The sequence below is a fragment of the Streptomyces glaucescens genome, assembly GCF_002154375.1.
GTDB lineage: Bacteria > Actinomycetota > Actinomycetes > Streptomycetales > Streptomycetaceae > Streptomyces > Streptomyces glaucescens.
This window is the reverse complement of the sequence record NZ_MUND01000122.1, coordinates 1-21,449: the sequence shown is the minus strand read 5'-3', so window position 1 is coordinate 21,449 and position 21,449 is coordinate 1. Positions and strand designations below refer to the sequence as shown.

Sequence of the window (21,449 nt, the reverse complement as noted above, 5' to 3'; positions counted from 1 at the left end):
GTGCACGCGTGGCGGTTCCAGTCCCTCTCCGCGTCGGGCACGTGCCGGTACCGCGCGAAGTAGTAGCAGGCGACGAGGTAGACCACGTCGAGCACATCGCTGCCGCCGCCCGCGCCCGTGTCACCCGCACGGCCCGCCTGTTCGACGGTGAGCCGCTCGCGGTGGTCGTGCAGGAGCCCGGCCATCTTGGCGTGGGTGCCACGGTCGAGCACGGCTTCGGGTGGCGCGTACAGGAAGGGCGCCCCTTCATCGGGTGCGGCCATCGCCTTCCGGACGGCAGCACGAAGCTCCGGGTGCAACTCGCCCACAGATCCCCCCGATCCCCCAGACCGGACTCCCCCACAGTGGCGTCACGGTACGCCAGAAGGCCGGGCGGCGCAGGGACTCGCGGGTAATTGACGTGCGGGCGTTCGAGCCGGTGAGCTACGTTGCTGCCTGTTCGAAGGGGGACCAAGTGGCGAAGCTGAATCAGATCATCGCTGTCGAAAAGGGCGTCAAGAGCAAGTCGCTCCAGGACATCACCGCGGCGCACCACAAGGTGCAGAAGCCGGCGCTGCTGGCCGGTATCTCGCGTACGTACCAGCCGAAGGACGAGGAGGGCGAGCAGCTGCCGCCGGAGTCCACGCGCGTGCAGGTGCAGGCGGAGGAAGTGCTGCGGGAGATGTCGGCGTCGCTGACCCGGCTGTTCGATGTGACCGCCACCAAGGACTGGGCGAACTGCACGGCGCGCGCCGACGTCACGGTCGACGGGCGGACAATCGTCGCCGACGTTCCGGTCAGCTACCTGCTCTTCCTCGAGAAGCAGCTCACCGACCTGCACACGTTCGTCAAGAAGCTGCCCACGCTGGACGCGGCCGAGTCCTGGTCCCACGACCCGTCCACGGACTGGTGGAAGACGGACCCGGTCCGCACGATCCGTACGAAGAAGGTCCCGCGCAACCACGTGAAGGCGGAGGCGACCGACAAGCACCCGGCGCAGGTCGAGGTGTACTACGAGGACGTGCCCATCGGGTACTGGACGACGGTGAAGTTCTCCGGGGCGCTTCCGGCGCGGCGGGTCAACGAACTGGTGGAGCGGGTCGAGAAGCTCCAGCAGGCCGTGAAGTTCGCCCGCGAGGAGGCCAACGGTGCCGAGGTCACCGACCAGCGGGTCGGCGACGCGGTGTTCGGCTACCTGTTCGGCTGACGCTGACGACGGGTAGCATCCACGATCGCCCCCGCGTGCGAGCGCGGGGGTGCGCGACAGGCGCGGGCCGGAATGAGGACCGGTTCGCGTGATGAGCGCAAGCTGACACTGAAGTTCAGCCTGAAGAAGCGGTGACAGTGAAGGTTCGAGTCCTTCCCCCGGCACAGCATCACCCACGGGCCGGGGTAGCCCAACATGGCAGAGGCAGCCGCGGTCAATCTCAGACTCTCGCTCCAGTCTCAGCATCGCCGCCGATCGCCGGATCGACCGAGGCCGGACGAACGCCGTCGGATGCGAGTTCGACTCTCGCCTGCACCTCTCGCGCGGTGCGGTAGTTCAAAGGAAGAACACGACGGCATGATGACTGATCCGTCCTCTTAAACGCCGCCGGCGTGCGCAATTGGGTGGCATCCCCAGGGGCCCGGGAGCTGGATACGACTCCCGGGCTCCGCCACGTTCCGGCTCCGCCGGACGGGACGAGGAGGTCATCACCGTCCAGGGGACGTCGCCCTGACCCACGTCGGCGAGCGTCGCGCCCACGGTCTCTGCGGGACGTCGCGTCACGCGACGTCAGGCCACGGCGGGGGTGTAGTGGGAGGCGTCGTCGCCCTCGAGGACGCGGCTGAGGGTGCCGTCGATGCCCGCGGGAACGTCGCCCGCGACGGTCACCCGGTGCAGCAGGCGCGGCAGGTCACCGTAGTCGTCGGGCGCGTAGTGCTGGGTGATGCGGTTGTCGAACAGGACGAGGTCGCCCGGCCTCCAGGCCACCCGCACGATGTTCTCCGGGCGGGTGACGTACGACTGGAAGATGCGCAGCAGGTCCCGGGAGTCGGAGGGGCCCAGGCCGACGATGCTCTGGGCGAAGCCACCGATGAACAGCCCGCGCTCCCCGGTCTCGGGGTGGACGCGGACGACCGGGTGGACGGTGCGGTACTTGCGGGAGACGAACCGCTTGCGGTGTTCGGCCGCCTTCTCGGTCTTCGGGGCGGCATAGTCGTAGTCGTTGGTGTGTACGGCCCAGAGCTTGTCGGCCAGCTCGCGCAGCGGCTCGGGCAGGTCCCGGTAGGCGGCGGCCGAATTGGCGATGAGGGTATTGCCGCCGTAGGGCGGGATCACGATGCCGCGCAGGGTGGAGGCCTTCGGCGGTGTGCGGACGAAGGTGACGTCGGTGTGCCACTGGTTGGCACGGATGCCCTCGTCGCCGTCGACGGGCAGGATGTTGGGCCGGCCGTCGACGGACGGCACCGTGGGGTGCGCGGTGGTGAGTTCGCCGAAGAGGGAGGCGAAGCGGAGCTGGCCGGCGTCGTCGAGGTGCTGGTCGCGGAAGACGAGTGCCTTGTGCTCCAGGAGAACCGAGTTGATCTCGGTGACGATGGCGGGGGCGAGGTCGGCCGAGAGGTCCACGCCGAGGATCTCGGCGCCGATCCGGCCGCCGATCCTGCGGACGTCGAAGCCGGTGCTGGTGGTCATGTGACGGGTGTTCCTTTCAGCAGGCCGTCAGCCCGTCGTGAGCTGATCGGCGAGGAGGTGATCAGGCGGGCGGTCGTCAGGAGGTGATGGGCGGGGAGGTTCCTTCGGACCCCGGCGGTCCGAGGGAAGGGCCGACGGCCCGCAGTGCGCCGGGCGTGCGTCCGTGTCCCCAGCCGATGTGCCGGCGGTAGCTGCCGAGCAGGCCGGTACGGTCCAGGTGCTCCTGGTCGCGGGCGGTGGAGTCGTCGGGCAGCGGACGGGTCATGGGTGCGACGTACAGCGCGTCGGCCGGGCAGTTCGCCTCGCACTGGAAGCAGGTCTGGCAGTCGTCGCGGCGGGCGAGCACGGGGATGCCGTCCGCGCCGCGGTCGAAGACGTCGGTCGGGCAGACCTCGATGCACTTGTCGCAGGTGATGCAGCGTTCCGCCGAGACCAGTTCGATCACGAGGCCACCTCCAGTGCTGCCGCCGATGCCGACGGGGTGGTCGTCAGTGACTCGGTGCGCGTCCATACCTGGTCGAGGCCACCGGTGACGATGCGGTGGTGCTGGCCGGGGTCCTGTGCCGGGAAGTCCAGCCGCTTGGCCATGCCCCGGGTCTCGGTGCGGGCCAGTGCCGAGGCGTACATCCAACGGGCGTGCGCCGCCATCGCCGCCGCCTGCCGGGCCCGCACCGTGTCTCCTCCCTGGGCGAGCAGTGACGCGCGGGACGCCTCCCACACGCTGTCGAGCACCTCCAGCGAGGCAGTGAGCCGGTCGCCGTGACGCAGATAGTTCTTCTCGTACGGCAGCACTTCGCCCTGGACCGCGGCGATGACGTCCCGGAAGCCGTCGGCGGGGCCCGGGGCGCCGGTGGGCCGGAGTCCGGCGCCGCCCGCGGCCACCAGATGCCTCGTGGTGGCGCGGCCACCGAGAGAGCGGGCGTGGCGGGCCGCGCCCCGGCCGGCCCAGGTGCCGGAGGAGATGGCCCAGGCGGCGTTGTGGCTGCCGCCGCCGGTGAAGCCGCCGCAGATCAGCTCACGGGTCGCGGCGTCCCCGGCCGCGTACAGACCGGGGACGGTGGTGGAGCAGTCGTCGCCGGTGATGCGGATGCCGCCGGTGCCGCGCACGGTGCCCTCGGCGAGCAGCGTGATGGCGAAGCGCTGGGTGAAGGGGTCGATGCCGAGCCGGTCGAAGGTGAGGAAGAAGTTGGGCTGGGCCAGCCGCATGGCCTTCCGGGCCGCCGTGTCCGCCCGGTCGAGGCGGCAGTACACCTTCTCACTGAGCAGCGCTCGCGCGATCACGGACCGGCCGCCCTGGCTGGCCGCACCCTCCAGGACCGTGCCGTCCTCGCGGTAGAAGGTCGCGAAGGAGTAGAACGCGGTCTTGGTGACGGAGGTGCCCTCCGGAGCGATGCCGTACGCGTTGGAGAACTCCATCCCGGACAGCTCCGCGCCCACCTCGGCGGCGAACAACGCACCGTCGCCGGTGTTGACGTTGCAGCCGAGCGCGCCGCTGAGGAACGCGCAGCCACCGGTGGCCAGGACGACCGCCCCGGCGCGCACCCGGTACGGCTGCCCGGCCTGCCGCCGGTGCCCCCTGGCCCCTGCGACCGCGCCGGAGGGGTCGGTGAGCAGTTCGGTGACCGGGCTGTGGTCGAGGATGCGGGCCCCGGCGCGCTGGACGCGGATGCGCATCCTGCGCATGTACTCCGGCCCTTGCAGACCGTTCCTGAGCTGCTTCCCGTCCGGTCCGCTGGGGAAGGGGTAGCGTGCGGCCGTCGCCACCTCGTTCACGCCCTCGTACGTCTGGTCCAGGACCCGGCTCATCCAGCGCCGGTCGGCCAGGAAACCGCCGAGTGCTTCCCGGCTCGCCATGGCCGCCTCCCGGGCGGCGGGGTCCGGGGGGACGTACCAGACGCCGGTTCCGGCGGAGGCGGTGGCGCCGCTCGTACCGCAGTAGCCCTTGTCGGCGAGGATGACGTCCGCGCCCTCCTGGGCTGCCTTGAGCGCGGCCCAGGCGGCCGCCGGACCGCCGCCGACCACCAGGACGTCCGTGCTGAGCGCCAGTCCGGTCATGCGGTCCGTCCTCTCTCCGGTGCGGCCGCCTCGGTCAGCCGGTTGGCGGGGCGGGGCAGGCCGTAGTTCTCGCGCAGGGTGCGGCCCGTGTACTCGGTACGGAACAGGCCGCGCCGCTGCAGGATCGGCACCACGTGGTCGACGAAGTCCTCCAGACCGCCCGGCAGATGGGGCGGCATGATGTTGAACCCGTCGGCGGCACCCTGGGTGAACCACTCCTCGAGCTGGTCGGCGATCTGCTCCGGGGTGCCGGCGAAGACGCGGTGGCCGCGGCCGGCGCCGAGACGGGCGATGAGCTCGCGCAGGGTGAGGCCGTCGCGGCGGGCGAGTTCGGCGACAAGCGTGAAGCGGCTCTTGTTGCCGTTGATGTCCCGCTCCTCGGGAAGCTCGGGCAGTGGCCCGTCCAGCGGCAGTCCCGTCAGGTCGGTGCCGAGCATCCCGGAGAGCTGGGCGAGACCGTACGCGGGGACCTGAAGTTCCGTCAGTTCCTGCTCGAGCGCGCGAGCTTGTGCCTCGGTGGATCCGATGACGGGGGCGATGCCGGGGAGGATCAGCAGCTGGTCCTCGGTGCGGCCGTAGCGGATCAGCCGGGACTTGAGGTCCTTGTAGAAGGCCTGGCCGTCGGCGAGGGTCTGCTGGGCGGTGAAGACGGCCTCGGCGTACTGGGCGGCGAACTCCTTGCCGTCCTCCGACGAACCGGCCTGCACGAGCAGCGGGTAGCCCTGCGGGGTGCGCGGTACGTTCAGCGGGCCCTGCACCCGGAAGTACTCCCCGCGGTGGTTGATCTCCCGCACCTTGTCGGTGTCGGCGTAGACGCCGCGCTCGCGGTCGAGGACGATCGCGTCGTCCTCCCAGCTGTCCCACAGCTTGGTGGCGACCTCGACGAACTCCCGCGCCCGCTCGTAGCGCAGCCGGTGCTCCAAGTGCTCGTCCTGCCCGAAGTTGCGGGCCTCGTTCACGGTGCCGGAGGTGACGATGTTCCAGCCCGCCCGGCCGCCGCTGATGTGGTCCAGGGAGGCGAACTTGCGGGCGGTGTGGAAGGGCTCGTTGAAGGTGGTGGAGACGGTGGCGATCAGGCCGACGTGCTGGGTGACCGCCGCCAGGGCGGACAGCAGGGTCAGTGGTTCGAAGCCGCCGAGCGCGTCGTGCCGGACCTTGCCCCACAGGGCGAGGCCGTCGGCGAGGAAGACCGAGTCGAGCAGGCCGCGTTCGGCGGTCCGCGCGAGCTGCTGGAAGTAGCGCAGGTCGGTGACGCGTTCGGGCTGGGTGCGCGGGTGGCGCCAGGCGGCGTCGTGGTGGCCGGCGTTCATGAGGAAGGCGTTGAGATGCAGGCGTCGAGGGCTGGTCGGGGGCATGGAGTTCCTCGGATCGGGGGCGGTGAGACGGCAGGGGGCGGTGAGACCGACGGGCAGGAGGCGAGAGGGGCCGTGCGACGGGACCGGGTGGTGGCGGCAGGACGATCGGGCGTGCGGTCAGCCGCCGGCGGGTACCCGCCAGGAGCTGAGCCGCCGCTCCACGCTGACCAGGAACTGGTTGAAGGCCACGCCGATGGCGGAGATCGTGATGATGCCCGCGTACATCTGCGGGATCGCGAAATTGAACTGTGAGGCGTTGATCAGATAGCCGAGGCCCGCCTTCGCGCCGATCATCTCGGCGGCGACCAGTACCAGGATCGACACCGCCCCGGCCAGCCGGATACCGGTGAACATCACCGGGACCGACGCCGGCAGGATGACCTTTTGGAACAGCCGGGGCGCGGACAGGTCCATCGACTTCGCCAGCTTCAGCAGGGTCGGGTCGACGTTGCGGACCGCGCTGATGGTGTTGAGCAGGATCGGCCAGGTGCACGCGTACACCACGATGGAGATCTTGGAGGTCTCGCCGATGCCGAGCAGCAGCACGAACACCGGCAGCAGGGCCAGCGCGGCGGTGTTGCGGAACACCTCCAGCAGTGGTCCGAGGAGGTCGGCGACCGGCCGGTACCAGCCGATCAGCAGACCCAGCGGCACGGCGACGGCCACGGCGATGCCGAATCCGCTGAACGAACGCGTCAGGCTGGCACGCGCGTTGTCGGCGAGCTGACCGTTCACGGCCAGCTCCCACCAGGCGCGCGCGACCTCGCTGAACGGCGGCAGGAAGGTCCGGTCGACCAGGCCGAACCGCGGCGCGGTCTCCCACAGCAGCGCCAGAGCCAGGATCGCCGCGGATTTGATCGCCCCGTTGAGCAGCAGATTCGGCAAGCGGTGGGCCGCCTGGCGGAACCAGGCCGCCGCAGGGGCGATCCGGCGCCCGTCCGCCGGCGGCGCCCCCGGTGGCCTGGCCGCCGCGGACGTGGCGGAGGGTACGCGAGGGGCGGGCTCGGCGGTGCCCACCGGGCCAGGCGCCGTGGGCTTCTCGGTGGCTGTGCCGGTTGTGGTGCTCATACGGAAGCCGCCTCCTTCTCCAACTGCTGGGCCCTGGCCACCTCGTCGTGCAGCAGCGACCAGATCTCGTGCCGGTGCCGCGCGAACTCAGGACTGGAGCGGAGGTCGTCCGTCGCCGTACGGGAGCCGAGGGCGACCGGCACGATCTGCTTGATGCGGCCCGGCCTCGACGTCATGACGGCGACTCGCTGCCCCAGGTAGACGGCCTCTTCGATGCCGTGCGTGATGAAGACGACGGTCTTGCCGGTGCGCTGCCAGATGCGCAGCAGTTCGTCCTGGAGCGATTCCCGGGTCTGGGCGTCCAGCGCGGCGAACGGCTCGTCCATCAGGAGCACGTCGGGGTCGTAGGCGAGGCTGCGGGCGATCGCCACCCGCTGCCGCATGCCGCCCGACAACTCGTGCGGATGGCGGTCCTCGAACCCGGAGAGGCCGACGAGGTCCAGGAACTCCCGCGCGCGGGCGGATCGTCGGCGCCGTGGGACGCCGGTGGCCTCCAGGCCGAACTCGACATTGCCCTGCGCCGTGCGCCACGGCAGCAGCGCGTACTGCTGGAAGACGATGCCCCGGTCCAGGCCCGGGCCGGTCACGGGCCGGCCGTCCAGCAGGATCCGTCCGGCGGTGGGCCGGGCGAGACCGCCGAGCAGATCCAGCAGCGTCGACTTCCCGCAACCGCTGGGGCCGACCAGGGCGACGAACTCGCCGGCCGCTATCTCCAGGTCGATGTTGTCCAGGGCGGTGAAACGGGTGGTCTGTCCGTCCCCCCTGCGGTCCTTGACGGTGAAGTCCTTCCGTACGTCCTCGAACACGACCTTGGGCGTCGTGGAGTGCGTGGTGGATTCCGGCATGGGATCAGCTCCCGCTCTTGGTGGGGGAGGACGGCTTCTGGTTTCCGTTGAAGTCATTGGTGTAGAGGTCCGACAACGTGACCTGGCCCTCCTGGATGTCACCGCGCTCGACCAGCCAGTCGATCCACAGCTTGAGTTCCTTGCCGGTGATCAGCCCCGACTTCTCGGCGACGCCGTAGGAGCGCCAGTACTTCAAGGGCGCGGCGTCCTCGTTGCGGCCGCGCTTCTTCACGATCTCGGTCATCCGGGCGATGACCTCGTCGCGCGGAGTGGCACGGGACCAGTCGATGGCCCGTCCCACGGCGGTGACGAAGGTCCGGGCCGTGTCCGGGTTCTGCTTCAGGAACCGGTCGGTCATCACGTATGTGCCCGCGCTGAATGCGCCGAGCAGTTTGTAGTCCGTGAAAAGCGGGCGGATGCCTCCGGCCGCCAGTGCCTTGTCGCGCAGGATGCCGCCGAGCACGGCGACCTCGATCTGCCTCTGCCGCAGCGATTGCTCGGTGTTGACCGGAGGCACCACGAGCGGTTCGACCTTGCCGACGTCCGCCCGGGACAGGCCGCCGCGCTGGAGGTAGATGTCGAGCATGGCTTCTGAGTGCGCGCCGAGGGTGTTCATCCCGACCTTCTTGCCGATCAGGTCCCGGGCGGAGCGGATCGGGCTGTCCTCGAGGACGTAGAAGCCGTTGTAGGCGTACTTGTCGGCGCCGTAGTAGCTGATGACGGACTTGATGGGGGCGTTGTTCGCGGCCAGTTTGACGACCGCGCCGTTGAAGGCGCCGCCGAAATCGATCTGGCCCGTGGCCGCGGTCTGGATGTCCTGCGGACCGCTGATCGTGTTGCCGACCCACTTCAGTTTCACGTCCTCCAGGTAGCCGAGGTCCTCGGCGAGCTCCGGCAAGGTGACCTGGCCCGCCCAGCCCTGGTATCTGAGGGTCTTGGTCTGGTTCTTGGCGGCAGAGGCCCCGGATGCGGAGGTGCCGCAGCTCACGGCCACTGCCGAAAGACCGAGCAGGGAGAGGAACTGGCGTCGGGTCGATGCCGTAGTGGCCATGGAAGGATCCTGTTCGCACGAATGGGGACTGGCGTGAAATAGGCGGCATGGAGAAACGAAATGAGAAGGGTGCCCGTCGACAGGGCGCAGCAAGGCCGGTTGCAGAATCAGGGAAGAGGCCCCAGCAGGAATGCCGACGGGGAATCAGTCGTTCATGACAGCAGGCGCAGGCCTATGGCCGTGATGGTCGACTGGGAATTGGAGCGGGGAGCAGTGCCCGTGCCCCTCGGCCTGTTCAGCGGCCGACGGCACAGATGGCGCTGGCCTGACGTCGCAGATCGACGTGCAGGCGCGCGGCGAGGTTCTCGGAATCGCTCACACCCACGAGAGTCGCAGTGACATCCAGCCAGGTCAATGTCGCTTGCGTAGCCGTCTCAGATTCTCAATGGGCCGACACGCGAATGAAGTGCGGCGTTCACAATTCTCCCGACAGGCGGTGGCGTGGTGACTGCCCTGTGTGCCGGCCCCCGGCCGTCAGCGCAGTGACCGCACGGCGCAGACGCCGCCGAGGGCGGAGGCCAGGGCGCCGAGCAGGAGGCGAAGTGCGGTCTCGGCCGGACGAGGTCGCCATTGTGCCCCGAGGTAGCCGCCGACCAGCCCGCCGAGACCGCAGGCCAGGCCGAGGTACCGGTCAGGGGCCACGTCACCGGAGCCGGTGGTAGGGACAGCAGCGCGAAGGCCGCGGCACCGGAACTCAGGCAGCGAGCGGCGCGGCACGGGAGAACGCGTGAGCCGCGCGCGGGTGTGGGCGCCGAGGGCGATGCGGCGGAGTGGGGCCCGCCGACGAGGGACGGGTCGGCGGGCCCCGAGGTCGGCTGAACTCCGTGCGCTCGACGCGTGCGACACCCTCGGCCATGGGATCGCGCGTGGTCCTCCCGAGCCGGCCAGACCCGGCGGAATTTCATGCAGCTGCAATGATCCGCCCCTGAACGGCCTGTTAGACATGGTGGGGTGATCCTCAGCGTCGGCCAACCCGAACACACACCTTCTGCAACACGCGCTCCCGGCCGCACTGGCCGTCCCGCACGCCGCTTCGCGGAGCGGGTGGACGTACCAGACATCCTGGACCTGGGCACCTCCGCCAGACCGGGACTCTTCCCGAAGCGGACCGTCGAACTGGGCGACCACCTCCGCATCCGGCACCAAGGGCGGCTTGCCGCCATGGGCGGTGAGCGGCTGAGGCCCGGCTGGACGGAGATCAGCACCCTCTGCACCGACCCGGCGTACCGCAGCCGTCGACTGGCCACTCGGCTGGTGCGCGTGGTCGCCGCAGGCATCCGGGAACGCGGCGACAGCCCGCTGCCGCACGCCTCCGCGACCAACGCACAGGCCACCCGGCTGTACGGGTCGTCCGGCTCCACCCCGCGCAGCCGGACGAGGATCCTTCAGGTCCGCATGCCAGGAACACACCATGGAGCCGGGGCGTTGTGACTCGCGACGGCATGTGCACTGCGGCGCGGCGGACGGAGGTGCGGCACATGCGACACCTGCCCCACCCCCGTGTCGTGAACCCGCGCCGCGTCGTCCGCCTCCACTCCCGGCCGCACATAGATCTGCAGCGCGTGGCCGGCGCGCTCTGTCGCCCCTGACCCTTCCCCCGCCGTCGGCGGGGGACCTCGTCCCGCTGCGCTCGTCACCGCCGTGCCCCTCCCCGCGCGAGGGCCGGCGATCTCGTAAGGACTTCCAGGAAGGCGCCCACTCGTGTCCTCAACATCCCCTTCTCCATTGCACCTTGCCGTCGCCCTCGACGGCACCGGCTGGCATCCCGCCTCCTGGCGTGAGCCGGTGTCCCGCCCCCGGGACCTGTTCACTGCCGCGTACTGGGCCGATCTGGTCGCGGAGGCCGAGCGCGGGCTGCTCGACTTCGTGACGATCGAGGACGGCCTCGGCCCGCAGTCCTCCCACTTCCTGGACCCGGACGAGCGCACCGACCAGGTGCGCGGCCGTCTGGACGCCGTCCTGATCGCGGCCCGCGTCGCCCCGCTGACCCGGCACATCGGCCTGGTTCCGACCGCGGTGGTCACCCATACGGAGCCCTTCCATATCTCCAAGGCGATCGCCACCCTCGACTACGTCAGCACCGGCCGCGCCGGCCTGCGGGTGCAGATCAGCGCCCGCCCGAACGAGGCCGCGCACTTCGGCCGCCGCACCATCCCTCGCATCGAGGCCTACGACAGCCCGGCCGCCCGTGAGGCGGTGACCGACCTGTTCGACGAGGCCGCCGACCACGTGGAGGTCGTGCGCCGCCTCTGGGACAGCTGGGAGGACGACGCCGAGATCCGGGACGTCGCCACCGGCCGCTTCATCGACCGCGACAAGCTGCACTACATCGACTTCGAGGGCGGGCACTTCAGCGTCAAGGGCCCTTCGATCACGCCCCGCCCGCCCCAGGGCCAGCCGATCGTCAGCGCCCTCGCCCACGACACCATCCCCTACCGGCTCGTGGCCCGCGCCGCCGACATCGCCTATGTCACCCCGCACGACGCCGAGGAGGCCGGCGCGATCGTCGCCCGGATCCGCGCCGAGCAGAAGGCGGCGGGGCGCGCCACCGAACCCCTCCACGTCTTCGGCGACCTCTTGGTCTTCCTCGACGACGCCCCGGCCGCCGCGACCGCCCGCCGGGAACGGCTCGACGCGCTCGCGGGACAGCCGTACCAGAGTGACGCCCTGATCTTCACCGGCTCAGCCGGCCAACTCGCCGACCTGCTGCAGGAGTTCCAGGGCGCCGGACTGACCGGCTTCCGGCTGCGCCCCGCCGTCGCCGGCCACGACCTCCCGGCCGTCACCCGCGATCTGGTCCCCGAACTCCAGCGCCGCGGCGTCTTCCGCCACGCCTACGAGGCCGAGACCCTGCGCGGCCTGCTGGGTCTGGCCCGCCCCGCCAACCGCTACGCCGCTGCCACCGCTTGAGCCGGAAGGATGTCCACGACCATGAGCAAGCCGCCGAAGCGGATCCACCTGGCCGCCCACTTCCCCGGCGTCAACAACACCACCGTGTGGAGTGACCCACGGGCCGGCAGCCACATCGAGTTCAGCTCCTTCGCGCACTTCGCGCGGACCGCCGAACGGGCCAAGTTCGACTTCTTGTTCCTCGCCGAGGGACTCAGACTCCGTGAACAGGGCGGGAAGATCTACGACCTGGACGTCGTGGGACGCCCCGACACCTTCACCGTGCTCGCCGCGCTCGCCGCCGTCACCGAGCACCTCGGTCTGACCGGCACCATCAACTCCACCTTCAACGAGCCCTACGAGGTGGCCCGCCAGTTCGCCAGCCTGGATCACCTCTCCGGCGGCCGCGCCGCCTGGAACGTGGTCACCTCCTGGGACGCCTTCACCGGCGAGAACTTCCGCCGCGGCGGCTTCCTGCCCCAGGAGGAGCGCTACTCCCGCGCCAAGGAGTTCCTGGCCACGGCGAACGATCTCTTCGACTCCTGGCAGGGCGACGAGATCCTCGCCGACCAGGGGACCGGCACCTTCCTGCGGGACGCCAAGGCCGGAGCCTTCGTCCACACCGGGCGGCATTTCGACATCCACGGGCGCTTCAACGTCCCGCGCTCGCCGCAGGGCCGCCCGGTGATCTTCCAGGCCGGCGACTCCGACGAGGGCCGCGAGTTCGCCGCGTCGAGCGCGGACGCGATCTTCAGCCGGTACGCCACCCTCAAGGAGGGGCAGGCCTTCTACACGGACGTCAAGAACCGCCTCGCGAAGTACGGCCGCCGCCCCGACCAGCTGCTGATCCTGCCCGCCGCCACCTTCACGCTCGCAGACACGGACGCCGAGGCGGAGGAACTGGCCAAGGTGGTGCGCCGCCAGCAGGTCAGTGGCGCCACCGCGCTCAGGCACCTGGAGTTCGTCTGGAACCGGGACCTGTCCTCCTACGACCCGGACGGACCGCTCCCCGACATCGACCCGGACGTCAGCGGCAGCCACATCTCCGAAGGCCGCGCCCAGGTCCGCATGTACAGGGACCCGCTGGCCACCGCCCGCGAGTGGCGCGAGCTCGCCACCGCCAACAACTGGTCGATCCGCGACCTGGTGATCGAGACCGGCAACCGACAGAACTTCATCGGTTCGGCGGAGACGATCGCCCGCACCATCAACGAGTTCGTGCAGGCCGATGCGAGCGACGGCTTCATCCTCGTCCCGCACATCACCCCGGGCGGCCTGGACGAGTTCGCCGACAAGGTCGTCCCGCTGCTCCAGGAACAGGGCGTGTTCCGCACCGAGTACGAGGGCCCGACCCTGCGCCACCACCTCGGCCTGGCTCATCCCGACGAGGTCCGCGACGAGCGGGTGGCATCGTGACGTTCCTCGCCATCACCTTGATCGTGCACCGCCCGGCCCCGATCACGCGGCTCGCGGAAGACGACCCAGGACCGCGTTCGCGAGGCCTTCGACGATGCCCTGCTCGCCGAGGGACCGGGCTACGACGGCTGCTACTCGAGGGAGCCGCCGAGTTGATCAGTCACTACCGCGAACGCCGGGGCTTCTACGGTCACGGACCGGCGAAGATCGCGGTCGGCGCCGGGCTGCCCGTGACCCGCACCTCCCAGGAAGCGATCGCGGTGTACCGGCCGGTCCTCGAGTCGGCGCCGGCGTTCCAGAGACAGTTCGGCCTGCCGGTGGGCTTCGAGACCGTGGCGGACTTCGTCGAGCGCGGCTCCGCCCTGATCGACAGCCCGCGGCAGGTCGCCGGCACGGTGCACCGGTACCACGACCTCTCCGGGCACACAGTGCTCCCTCCGCACGCGGACACCGACGGGTTGACGGATGCCCACCGCGCCTCGCACCAGCTCTTCCAGTCCGACGACGCCCCGGTACTGCGCCGCGACATCCCGGGCCCGCCCTTCGCCCGGGGAACGGTCCTGCCCGTCACCGAGGAGGAGCCCGCCCATGCCTGACATCCCCCTCGGCGTCCTCGACCTGGTGCCGATACCGTCCGGCTCGACAGCCGCCGACGCCCTGCGCAACTCCATCGACCTGGCACAGCAGGCCGAGCGTTTCGGGTACACCCGGTACTGGTTCGCCGAGCACCACCTCAACCCGGGCGTCGCGGGCACGTCCCCGGCGGTCGTCCTCGCGCTGACCGCCTCCGCCACCTCCACGGTCCGGCTCGGCTCCGGCGCCGTACAACTCGGCCACCGCACCGCGCTGAGCACGGTCGAGGAGTTCGGACTGATCGACGCGCTGCACCCGGGTCGCCTCGACCTCGGCCTTGGACGCTCGGGCGGCCGCCCGCCGGGCCGGCCGGCCACGGCTCCTCCGACCGCTGCCCCGGCGGTGGACGGCCGGGCCCCGAACGGCCTCCTCATCCCGCCCCGCTTCTCCTTCGAACACCTCCTCGGCTCGCCCCGGATCGCCCTCCAGCGCAAACTGCTCCTGTTGCCCGGCGCCGAGCCCCAGGACTACACCGAACAGATCGACGACATCCTCGCCCTGCTGGCCGGCACCTACCGCACCTCGGAGGGCGTGGAGGCACACGCCGTGCCCGGCGAGGGCGCCGACGTCGAGATATGGATCCTGGGCAGCAGCGGCGGCCAGAGCGCCGAGGTCGCGGGCGTGCGGGGGTTGCGGTTCGCCGCCAACTACCACGTCAGTCCGGCCACGGTGCTGGAGGCCGTGGCCGGTTACCGCGCCTTCTTCGAGCCCTCCGGCTTCCTCGACGAGCCCTACGTCAGTGTCTCCGCGGACGTGGTCGTGGCGGAGGACGACGCGAGGGCCCGCGAGCTTGCGACCGGCTATGCGGCCTGGGTCCGCAGCATCCGCACCGCCGAGGGCGCCATCGAGTTCCCGACGCCGGAGCAGGCCCGAGCCCTGAAGTGGAGTGACGAGGACAGGGAGCTGGTAGGGGACCGCGTGGACACACAGTTCGTCGGCTCGCCGGAGCGCGTGGCCGACGGCCTGGCACAGCTTCAGGAGGCGACCGGCGCGGACGAGTTGCTCATCACGACGATCACTCACGACCACGCCGACCGGGTGAGGTCGTACGAGCTGCTCGCGGAGGAGTGGAGCAGGAGGTGAGTGGAAGGCCCGTCCCGCGCAAGGCGGACCACGGCGGGCCTGCTGCGTTCTGCCCTTCTCCGGTGGGATGCGTTTGAAGTCGGTGCCGACGTCTCCCGCGATGCTTCCGGCCGGTGGCGCCATCCTGCGCGCTGGCATCGCGCACGGCCCACCTCTCCCCCGTCTGACGTCGTCGTACTGACGGCGGCACTGGGCGGGCGCCCCGGCCGCCGCGCCACCGGATGCGCGGCGCCCGTCCTCAGCCGCGGCCGTACCGCCCATTACGGCAGGAACCGACGCGGTGATCGACGGGCCCCGGTTCCGGCATCTGTGAAGCCGCTCGCCTGCAGCCCGAGTCCCTACTCGCAGAGAGCAGCGGCGTATACGCTGCGCCGTCGAGTATCCGCCCTGCCCCGAGCCAGGTAGTGATCGGCCCGTTCAGAGGACGGCACGCATATTTTGGCAGGTGTCGTGGGAGTTGATCACGGTATGAAGAAGCCCTCCTCCCGCGTCCTCGCCATCGCCGCGCTCACCACCAGCACACTCCTTGCCTCCGTGGCCCCCGCACAGGCCGGCATCGTCGACGGCACGCTCAACAACGTCTCTGCCCTGACGCCCGGCAACCCCCTGGGCGCGCTCCTCAACGGCGTCCTCCCGGACGAGTCGAACAACAACGCGAACACGAAAGCCTCGGGCAAGGAGAACGACACCGCCTACTGAGTACCTGCGCGCTCCAGACGGCCGACACGCAACCGGCTGACAGGCGCCCCGGCTCATCACCTCCAGGGCCAAGAGACTGTTGTGGTGAGTGAGACGGCCCCGTGAGCCTGAATCGGGCTGACCATCGCGCGAAAGCTGTTTCGCGAGAGGTTGCGAGCCGGCGATGGGGGGCAGACCGGGCGCGGTGTGGTGGGGACCGTGCCTCCCAGAACCACTCATTCATGAGAGTCGCTGGCCCCGTCACGCAGGGCCTCCCCTCAGGGAAGACCGCGCCAGTCACCAGCTGACGCGGCTCGGGTCGGCTGGGTAGTCGGGCAGGGCCACGCTGCTACTGACCTTCTCGCCCAGCTTCAGCATGCCGTTCAGGAACAGGCGCCGGGACAGCAGGGTGTTGCGGAGACGTATGCCGGTGGCAGTGGCTGGGGCGAGGAACTTGCCGGTGCGGCTGCCGCCTGCCTGGCAACCCTCGGCGTATGTGCGGAGCCTGCTCTCGTAGCGGGCGAAGGCCGTCCGGTGATCGCCCTGGGCTCGCGCGAGTTCGCCGGCCAAGACGTACGCGGCGACCATCGCGGTTCCCGTGCCCATGCCGCCGATGGTGGCCCCGCAGGCGGCGTCGCCGACGAGGCACACGCGCCCTGTATGCCAGGTGTTCACGTCCGCTCGGCTGATCGAGTCGAAGTACAGGTCGGGGGCCTGGTGCAGCGACTCGAGCAGGCGGGGCACCTCCCAGCCGAGGCCGGAGAACGCGCCTGCGATCAGACGCTTCTGCTGTTCGAGGTCGTGGCGGTCATACGACAGCTCTGGCGCCGCGAAGACGAAGAATGCCCCTGCCCGCGCCGGATCCCGGTGGTCGGTGCCGACGGAGGCCAGCCGCCCCGGCACGTTGTATCCGACCGAACCCTTTCCTATCCCCAGGTCGTTGGGCAACTGCCAGGTGGCGGCGTAGTAGCCGAGGTGGCTCACGTAGTCCTCCTCCGGTCCGAAGGTGAGACGACGGACGTTGGAGTGCAGCCCGTCCGCACCGATGACCAGGTCGAAGTCGCGCGAGATTCCGCTGTGGAAGTCGGCCCGCACTCCGGAGGAGGTCTCGGTGAGGCTGGCGATCGAGTCGCTGAAGATGTACTCGGTGTAGGGGGCGCTGTGCTCGTGGAGCACTCGGGCCAGGTCTCCGCGGAGCACCTCGATCTCACCGCCGGCGAACTCGGCCGGCAGGTCCAGCCGTGTGCGGTCGCGTTCATCGACGAAGCGCATCGGGGTGCCGCCGGTCTGGATGCGGCGCAGTTCGGGAAGCAGGTCCATGCGTTCCAGCACGGTCAGGTGCGTTTCGCCGCGGAAGTCGACGGCCTGACCGCCCTGGCGCAGGGCCGGGGCGAGTTCGACGACGGTGGGCTGGAAGCCGTGGCGTCCCAGCCAGTAGGCCAGCGCCGGGCCTGCGATGCTCGCGCCGGAGATGAGGATGTTCGTGTTCACGGGTTTCCCTCCGCCCAAAAAACTGTGTCCAGTGGACACTGATACTTACTGTGTACTCTAGACACAGTTGATTCGGCAAGGCAGAACAGGAGGGCGGCCGGTGGGTGGCGAGCACGCCGAGGTCGTGCGGCTGCTGTGGGGGCCGCACCCCAAGCCCGCACGAGGCCCCAGGCCGACACTGGACCTGGACCGCATCGCGCGGGCCGGGATCGAGATAGCCGACTCAGAGGGGTTGGCCGATGTGTCCATGCAGCGGGTCGCCGCGCAACTGGGCGTGACCAAAATGGCGCTGTACCGGTACGTGCCGGGCAAAGCCGAGCTGGTCGCTCTGATGGTGGACGCCGCGATCGGCCCCTGCCCGGCAGCGAAGGTGCGGCGCGGGGACTGGCGTGAGCAGCTGGAGGAATGGGCCCGCCAGTTGCTCACCGTCTTTCGTCAGCACTCCTGGGCACTGGACGCCACCGTCGGCCCTCGGGTCATGGGACCTGGAGAGCTGTCCTGGTTGGAGCGCGCCGTGTCCGCCCTGGACGGCACCGGTCTGAGCGGTGCCGAGCGGATGGACGCGGCTGTCCTGCTGGTCGGTCACGTACGCGGCATCACGCAGCAGACCCGTGCGGCAGGCCCCGGAGGCAACCCCGAAGCCCAACTGGGTACCATCCTCGGCGATCTGATGCAGGAGCACGGCGAGCGATTCCCCGCGCTCACTGCGGCCCTCGCTTCAGCCGCCCAGTCCGACGGGCAAGACCAGGCATGGGATTTCGGCCTGCAGCGGATCCTGGACGGCTTGGCCGCACTCATCGACCGGCGCGCACGTTGACCGCGGCTTGGATCACAGTCCTCTTGCCTCCCTGCTGAACACCGCACAGTGACAGACGCGCCGGTGAGCCCGTGACCTGCATGTTCTTCACCGGCTCCACTTGTACACGCAGGACCGCGTCCACGCCGCCCGGGGCCTGGTCGCCCACATGATCCGCTCCTACGCCGCCCCCGGCGCCCCGGTACCGCCCATGCCGGACGCCGCACCCACCGCCCTCTGCCGCGCCATGATCCGCCTCGGCCGGCCCAGCTGACACGAGCGTCCGCCGGCGGCTGCCGCGACGTCGGTCGGCCGTCGCGCGTCAGAGGTGCCTGACAGCCCGCAGGAACGCCCCGGCGAAGATTCGACCGTCTCCTCGGTGGCGGGCAGGTTTGTGTCGTCCAGATGCTCGGCGACCGGACACAGCAGGGGGTGGAACGCCAGGGGGCCGACCATCTGCCGGAGCAGTGGCACCCCCGGCAGATCACGGATGCGACCGGCGGCGACCTCACCGAGCAGCCGGCGTCCGGCACCGTGGAGCATGCGAGGGAAGTAGCGCTCGTGCAAGGCCTGCACCACCGGAACGCCGGGCCGCCGCCCGCCTCGCCCCCACCGACGGTCCCGGCGGCTCCCGTACCGGCAAGCCGCCCTGTAGAGCGGCGGCACCGAGCCTTACCTGGAGTGTCGCCGGTAGAACGGGGCGACCGGGGGTAGAACATCTGATGGCTTGTGCCATCGCGCGAGCCGGAGCATGCCCGGCAAGAGGGCTGTTCCCAGGCATGACACGAAGGATCGACCAGTATGGCCAGCGGCACCGTGAAGTGGTTCAACGCCGAGAAGGGCTTCGGCTTCATCGAGCAGGACGGCGGAGGCCCGGACGTCTTCGCCCACTACTCCGAGATCAACGGCAACGGGTACCGCGAACTGACCGAAGGCGAACGCGTCACCTTCGACATCGGCCAAGGCCAGAAGGGTCCCCAGGCGCAGAACATCACCCGCGGCTGAGCGGGCAGAAGAGAGCGCAGAGCGAGGCGGCTGCCCGGTCCGGCAGCCGCCTCACTCATGCCCGCCCGCGAGCCACGACCGGCCTCGACCGCCTGTTCGAGCGTCGCGTGGCGCCGCTGCCCTCGAATTGGGCCGGGTGTTCGGCTCCACCTTCACCCTGCTGATGCGCATGGCCGAATCCTCCATCAGGCGCGCGGGCGGATGCGGCCCGGCTGTGGTCAGTGGCGGGGCGCCAGAGATTCGGCTGTGCGCCCACCGGCCAGGCCGGGGCACAGGTTTGTGCCCCGGACCGTGGTGGTCAGGAGGCAGCGGGGACTGCGGCGTCGAGGCCGCGGGTCACGACGCGCTGTGCGCTGCCGTCGGCCAGGCGGTAGGACAGGCCCACCACGGCCGTCCGGCCGGCGGCCACTCGATCGGCCAGGACGCGGGAGCGGTCCAGCAGCAGGTCGACGGTGCGCTCGATGTGCTCGGCGAGGATCTCTTCGGGCTGGTGGTGTCCGGCGGCGCGGGCCGCGAGCACGCTGGGGGTCACCCGCTCGACGATATCCCGGACGAAGCCTGCGGGCACGTGGCCGCCGTCGGCGGCGGCGCAGGCAGCCGCGATGGCCCCGCACGAGTCATGGCCCAGCACCACAACCAGCGGGCAGTCCAGCACGCTCACGCCGTATTCGATGCTGCCCAGTGCTTCCGCACCGGTGACGTGCCCCGCGGTGCGCACCACGAACAGGTCTCCCAGGCCCTGGTCGAAGATGATCTCGGCGGCCAGCCGGGAGTCGGAGCACCCGAACAGCACGGCGAAGGGCTTCTGGGCGGGTGCGATCTGGGCGCGGCGGGTGGCGTCCTGGTGGGGGTGCTCAGGGGAGCCCTTGACGAAGCGCTGGTTACCGGCCATGAGCAGCTCGAAGGCTTCGCGGGGCGTCGGAGTCTGGGTCTGGGTCTGGGTCATGGCCCGCAGCCTACGATCCGGCACCAGCCGCCGCTGTTTCAGGGCTCGCCCGGAGTGTCCGGGGCGATCACGGGATGCCGGAAGGCTTGGCTCCGCCGAGACCGTGCGGGTCCGGCTCGGCAGCGCCGTTGCGCAGCAGCGGAACGGGAAGCGCCGTGGCGGCCAGGCGCTCCAGCGCCTGGCGTCGTTCAACGACCGGCGCGCTGTGGTCATTGGTTCACCAGGTCGGGCCATCGTGGGGCGTGGCAGAGGACACAGGGCCGTGCGGCTTTGTGCAGCAGCCAGGTGGGGCCCAAAAGGCGATGCGGCAGGCGCACGAGCACGTCCTCGATCTGGTCCAGTGCTCTAACCGCCGTGGTCGGATCGTTGACAGCCGGGGACAGCGCCCTGACGGCGATGTCGGCGAGGAGACAGTCGACCACCGCCGCCGGCAGTCCCTCACCGTCTACGGCCTCCCCGTCCTTGCGCCGCTCCGCCATCGGCCGGTCCTTCTCCCCCTGTGGTGTCTGCAACTCGTCTGCCCCGATCAGCACCCCCATGCCCCCAGAAAGCGGCTCTTCGTCAGGGATGTACACGGTGATGAAAACGATCCAGGCCACCAGCACCGCGACGAGCGGCGCGCGCAGAGCCGCTCTGATCGCGCTCTCCCCTCCACATCGTGGGGCAGAACGTCCCCGAGGTCAGGAGCAGCCGCGGCGGTCGAAGACGATGTGGAGGCCAGCGCACACTGCGCCCCATCAGTACTGGGCCCGAAATGGGTGACCGGACGCCCAGCCCAGTTCGGGCAGGTGGCCGAAGCTCATGCCGTAGGGCCCTACAGAAGGAGCGTCGCCGACAGAGCGGCACCTCGTCGAAAGCCGTCCACGCCGTCGGTGTCGCTGCCGCCGTCAAGGATGCGGCGTACGGCGTTCGGGGCGAGCCACACGGCCTGCCAGAGCGAGCAGTCGTCGATCCGGCTCACCACGGGCATTCCGCACGTCTCGCAGGCCATGCTGGGGCCGTCGGCGCCCGTCCGGAAGACGGGTGCGCCGCAGGCCGCTGATGCGGAGACTCCCCGACCGTGAGGAGGGCACGTGACCGTGTGGCCGCCGGGAACCAGGGCGCGTCCCGGTGGCCTTCTCCACGGTCGGCAGGCCGTGCCGTCGGCGCCTGCCTACTTCTTCTTCTTCAGCGCGGAAGGCTTGTGCACGGCCGTGCGGCCCGACTTGTCGCTGCGCACCTCGTACTGCGGGTCGTCCGGGGAGGCGGCCACGGTGCGTCCGGCGGCCTTCGTCCGCTTGGTGATCTTCTTCTCCACGGTGCCCGTCGTCTCGCTGCCGTGGCTGCGCCAGGCGACCTTGTCGCCCTTCGCCGGCTCCTTGCCGGACGAGGAGTCCTTGTTCTTCGCCATGGTTGCTGCTCCCTCGTGTGCGGTGCATGCCCGGTGTCCACCTTGCGGGCTGCCGCCGTGCCGCGCATCCCCGGCACGGCGGCAGCCCGCAA

The 21,449-nt window shown here is 70.4% G+C and carries 24 protein-coding genes and 1 pseudogene; 11 read left to right on the top strand and 14 right to left on the bottom strand.

Features of this window, described 5'->3' with window-relative positions; genetic code table 11:
* A partial coding sequence (locus CCN42_RS08935) for a hypothetical protein (RefSeq protein ID WP_143661877.1) occupies positions 1-263 on the bottom strand: 263 nt, incomplete at its 3' end.
* Between the two features lie 191 nt (positions 264-454).
* Between CCN42_RS08935 and CCN42_RS08930 the strand changes: the two genes are divergently transcribed.
* The gene (locus CCN42_RS08930) at positions 455-1,186 is read left to right on the top strand and encodes a DUF7873 family protein (RefSeq protein WP_086172142.1); all 732 of its coding nucleotides are present in this window, start codon (positions 455-457) and stop codon (positions 1,184-1,186) included.
* Positions 1,187-1,756: 570 nt separating this feature from the next.
* Here the strand turns inward: CCN42_RS08930 and CCN42_RS08925 are convergent.
* From CCN42_RS08925 to CCN42_RS46090, 8 genes are all read right to left on the bottom strand, one after another.
* Entirely contained in the window at positions 1,757-2,656 is a 900-nt protein-coding gene (locus tag CCN42_RS08925) for a TauD/TfdA dioxygenase family protein (protein WP_086734364.1), read from the bottom strand.
* Between the two features lie 76 nt (positions 2,657-2,732).
* Positions 2,733-3,101, bottom strand: a complete 369-nt coding sequence (locus CCN42_RS08920; RefSeq protein WP_086734362.1) for a 4Fe-4S dicluster domain-containing protein — start codon at positions 3,099-3,101, stop codon at positions 2,733-2,735.
* Positions 3,098-4,711 (bottom strand): FAD-dependent oxidoreductase, encoded by a 1,614-nt coding sequence (locus tag CCN42_RS08915; protein WP_086734360.1) that lies wholly within the window; start codon positions 4,709-4,711, stop codon positions 3,098-3,100. Before CCN42_RS08915 ends, CCN42_RS08920 begins: the two co-directional genes overlap by 4 nt.
* Positions 4,708-6,066, bottom strand: coding sequence for an LLM class flavin-dependent oxidoreductase (locus CCN42_RS08910; protein ID WP_086734358.1), 1,359 nt, complete (start codon positions 6,064-6,066; stop codon positions 4,708-4,710). The genes CCN42_RS08915 and CCN42_RS08910 overlap by 4 nt, the downstream gene beginning before the upstream one ends.
* 117 nt (positions 6,067-6,183) lie before the next feature.
* The gene (locus CCN42_RS08905; RefSeq protein ID WP_086734357.1) at positions 6,184-7,134 is read right to left on the bottom strand and encodes an ABC transporter permease; all 951 of its coding nucleotides are present in this window, start codon (positions 7,132-7,134) and stop codon (positions 6,184-6,186) included.
* Positions 7,131-7,979, bottom strand: coding sequence for an ABC transporter ATP-binding protein (locus tag CCN42_RS08900; RefSeq protein ID WP_211294659.1), 849 nt, complete (start codon positions 7,977-7,979; stop codon positions 7,131-7,133). The genes CCN42_RS08905 and CCN42_RS08900 overlap by 4 nt, the downstream gene beginning before the upstream one ends.
* A gap of 4 nt (positions 7,980-7,983) precedes the next feature.
* Positions 7,984-9,030 carry an ABC transporter substrate-binding protein gene (locus CCN42_RS08895; protein WP_086734355.1) on the bottom strand — a complete coding sequence of 349 codons (1,047 nt, stop codon included), beginning with the start codon at positions 9,028-9,030 and terminating at the stop codon, positions 7,984-7,986.
* 235 nt (positions 9,031-9,265) lie between these two features.
* On the bottom strand, positions 9,266-9,349 hold the full coding sequence (locus tag CCN42_RS46090; protein WP_422641149.1) for a putative leader peptide: 84 nt from the start codon (positions 9,347-9,349) through the stop codon (positions 9,266-9,268).
* A gap of 728 nt (positions 9,350-10,077) precedes the next feature.
* Here CCN42_RS46090 and CCN42_RS08885 point away from each other — a divergent pair.
* The 7 genes and pseudogenes from CCN42_RS08885 to CCN42_RS08855 form a co-directional block, all read left to right on the top strand.
* Positions 10,078-10,461, top strand: a pseudogene (locus CCN42_RS08885) (GNAT family N-acetyltransferase); the annotation flags it as partial.
* 11 nt (positions 10,462-10,472) lie between these two features.
* On the top strand, positions 10,473-10,619 hold the full coding sequence (locus CCN42_RS46085; RefSeq protein WP_422641148.1) for a putative leader peptide: 147 nt from the start codon (positions 10,473-10,475) through the stop codon (positions 10,617-10,619).
* A 112-nt stretch (positions 10,620-10,731) separates the two neighbouring features.
* Positions 10,732-11,940: an LLM class flavin-dependent oxidoreductase gene (locus CCN42_RS08880; RefSeq protein WP_086734351.1), complete on the top strand. Its 1,209-nt coding sequence runs from the start codon at positions 10,732-10,734 to the stop codon at positions 11,938-11,940.
* A 21-nt stretch (positions 11,941-11,961) separates the two neighbouring features.
* Complete coding sequence (locus tag CCN42_RS08875; RefSeq protein WP_086734349.1) at positions 11,962-13,335, top strand: NtaA/DmoA family FMN-dependent monooxygenase; 1,374 nt, start codon at positions 11,962-11,964, stop codon at positions 13,333-13,335.
* 152 nt (positions 13,336-13,487) lie between these two features.
* Positions 13,488-13,931 carry an LLM class oxidoreductase gene (locus CCN42_RS08870; protein WP_086734347.1) on the top strand — a complete coding sequence of 148 codons (444 nt, stop codon included), beginning with the start codon at positions 13,488-13,490 and terminating at the stop codon, positions 13,929-13,931.
* Positions 13,924-15,051, top strand: a complete 1,128-nt coding sequence (locus CCN42_RS08865; RefSeq protein WP_086734345.1) for an LLM class flavin-dependent oxidoreductase — start codon at positions 13,924-13,926, stop codon at positions 15,049-15,051. The genes CCN42_RS08870 and CCN42_RS08865 overlap by 8 nt, the downstream gene beginning before the upstream one ends.
* Positions 15,052-15,519: 468 nt before the next feature.
* Complete coding sequence (locus CCN42_RS08855) at positions 15,520-15,750, top strand: hypothetical protein (protein WP_086734341.1); 231 nt, start codon at positions 15,520-15,522, stop codon at positions 15,748-15,750.
* A 276-nt stretch (positions 15,751-16,026) separates the two neighbouring features.
* Here CCN42_RS08855 and CCN42_RS08850 read toward each other — a convergent pair whose 3' ends face one another.
* Positions 16,027-17,220, bottom strand: coding sequence for an FAD-dependent monooxygenase (locus tag CCN42_RS08850; RefSeq protein WP_086734339.1), 1,194 nt, complete (start codon positions 17,218-17,220; stop codon positions 16,027-16,029).
* A 100-nt stretch (positions 17,221-17,320) separates the two neighbouring features.
* Between CCN42_RS08850 and CCN42_RS08845 the strand changes: the two genes are divergently transcribed.
* The 3 genes from CCN42_RS08845 (at position 17,321) to CCN42_RS08840 (ending at position 19,021) form a co-directional block, all read left to right on the top strand.
* Complete coding sequence (locus CCN42_RS08845) at positions 17,321-18,037, top strand: TetR/AcrR family transcriptional regulator (protein ID WP_086734338.1); 717 nt, start codon at positions 17,321-17,323, stop codon at positions 18,035-18,037.
* A 100-nt stretch (positions 18,038-18,137) separates the two neighbouring features.
* Positions 18,138-18,290 carry a hypothetical protein gene (locus tag CCN42_RS41185; protein ID WP_211294658.1) on the top strand — a complete coding sequence of 51 codons (153 nt, stop codon included), beginning with the start codon at positions 18,138-18,140 and terminating at the stop codon, positions 18,288-18,290.
* Positions 18,291-18,817: 527 nt separating this feature from the next.
* Entirely contained in the window at positions 18,818-19,021 is a 204-nt protein-coding gene (locus CCN42_RS08840) for a cold-shock protein (RefSeq protein ID WP_086734336.1), read from the top strand.
* 298 nt (positions 19,022-19,319) lie between these two features.
* Here CCN42_RS08840 and CCN42_RS08835 read toward each other — a convergent pair whose 3' ends face one another.
* From CCN42_RS08835 to CCN42_RS08825, 4 genes are all read right to left on the bottom strand, one after another.
* The gene (locus tag CCN42_RS08835) at positions 19,320-19,967 is read right to left on the bottom strand and encodes a carbonic anhydrase (protein WP_086734334.1); all 648 of its coding nucleotides are present in this window, start codon (positions 19,965-19,967) and stop codon (positions 19,320-19,322) included.
* 209 nt (positions 19,968-20,176) lie between these two features.
* Positions 20,177-20,572, bottom strand: a complete 396-nt coding sequence (locus CCN42_RS46080) for a DUF2254 family protein (RefSeq protein WP_211294657.1) — start codon at positions 20,570-20,572, stop codon at positions 20,177-20,179.
* A 209-nt stretch (positions 20,573-20,781) separates the two neighbouring features.
* Positions 20,782-20,937 (bottom strand): hypothetical protein, encoded by a 156-nt coding sequence (locus CCN42_RS42510; RefSeq protein WP_158102072.1) that lies wholly within the window; start codon positions 20,935-20,937, stop codon positions 20,782-20,784.
* Positions 20,938-21,120: 183 nt separating this feature from the next.
* On the bottom strand, positions 21,121-21,357 hold the full coding sequence (locus tag CCN42_RS08825) for a hypervirulence associated TUDOR domain-containing protein (protein WP_086172145.1): 237 nt from the start codon (positions 21,355-21,357) through the stop codon (positions 21,121-21,123).
* Between the last annotated feature and the right edge of the window lie 92 nt (positions 21,358-21,449).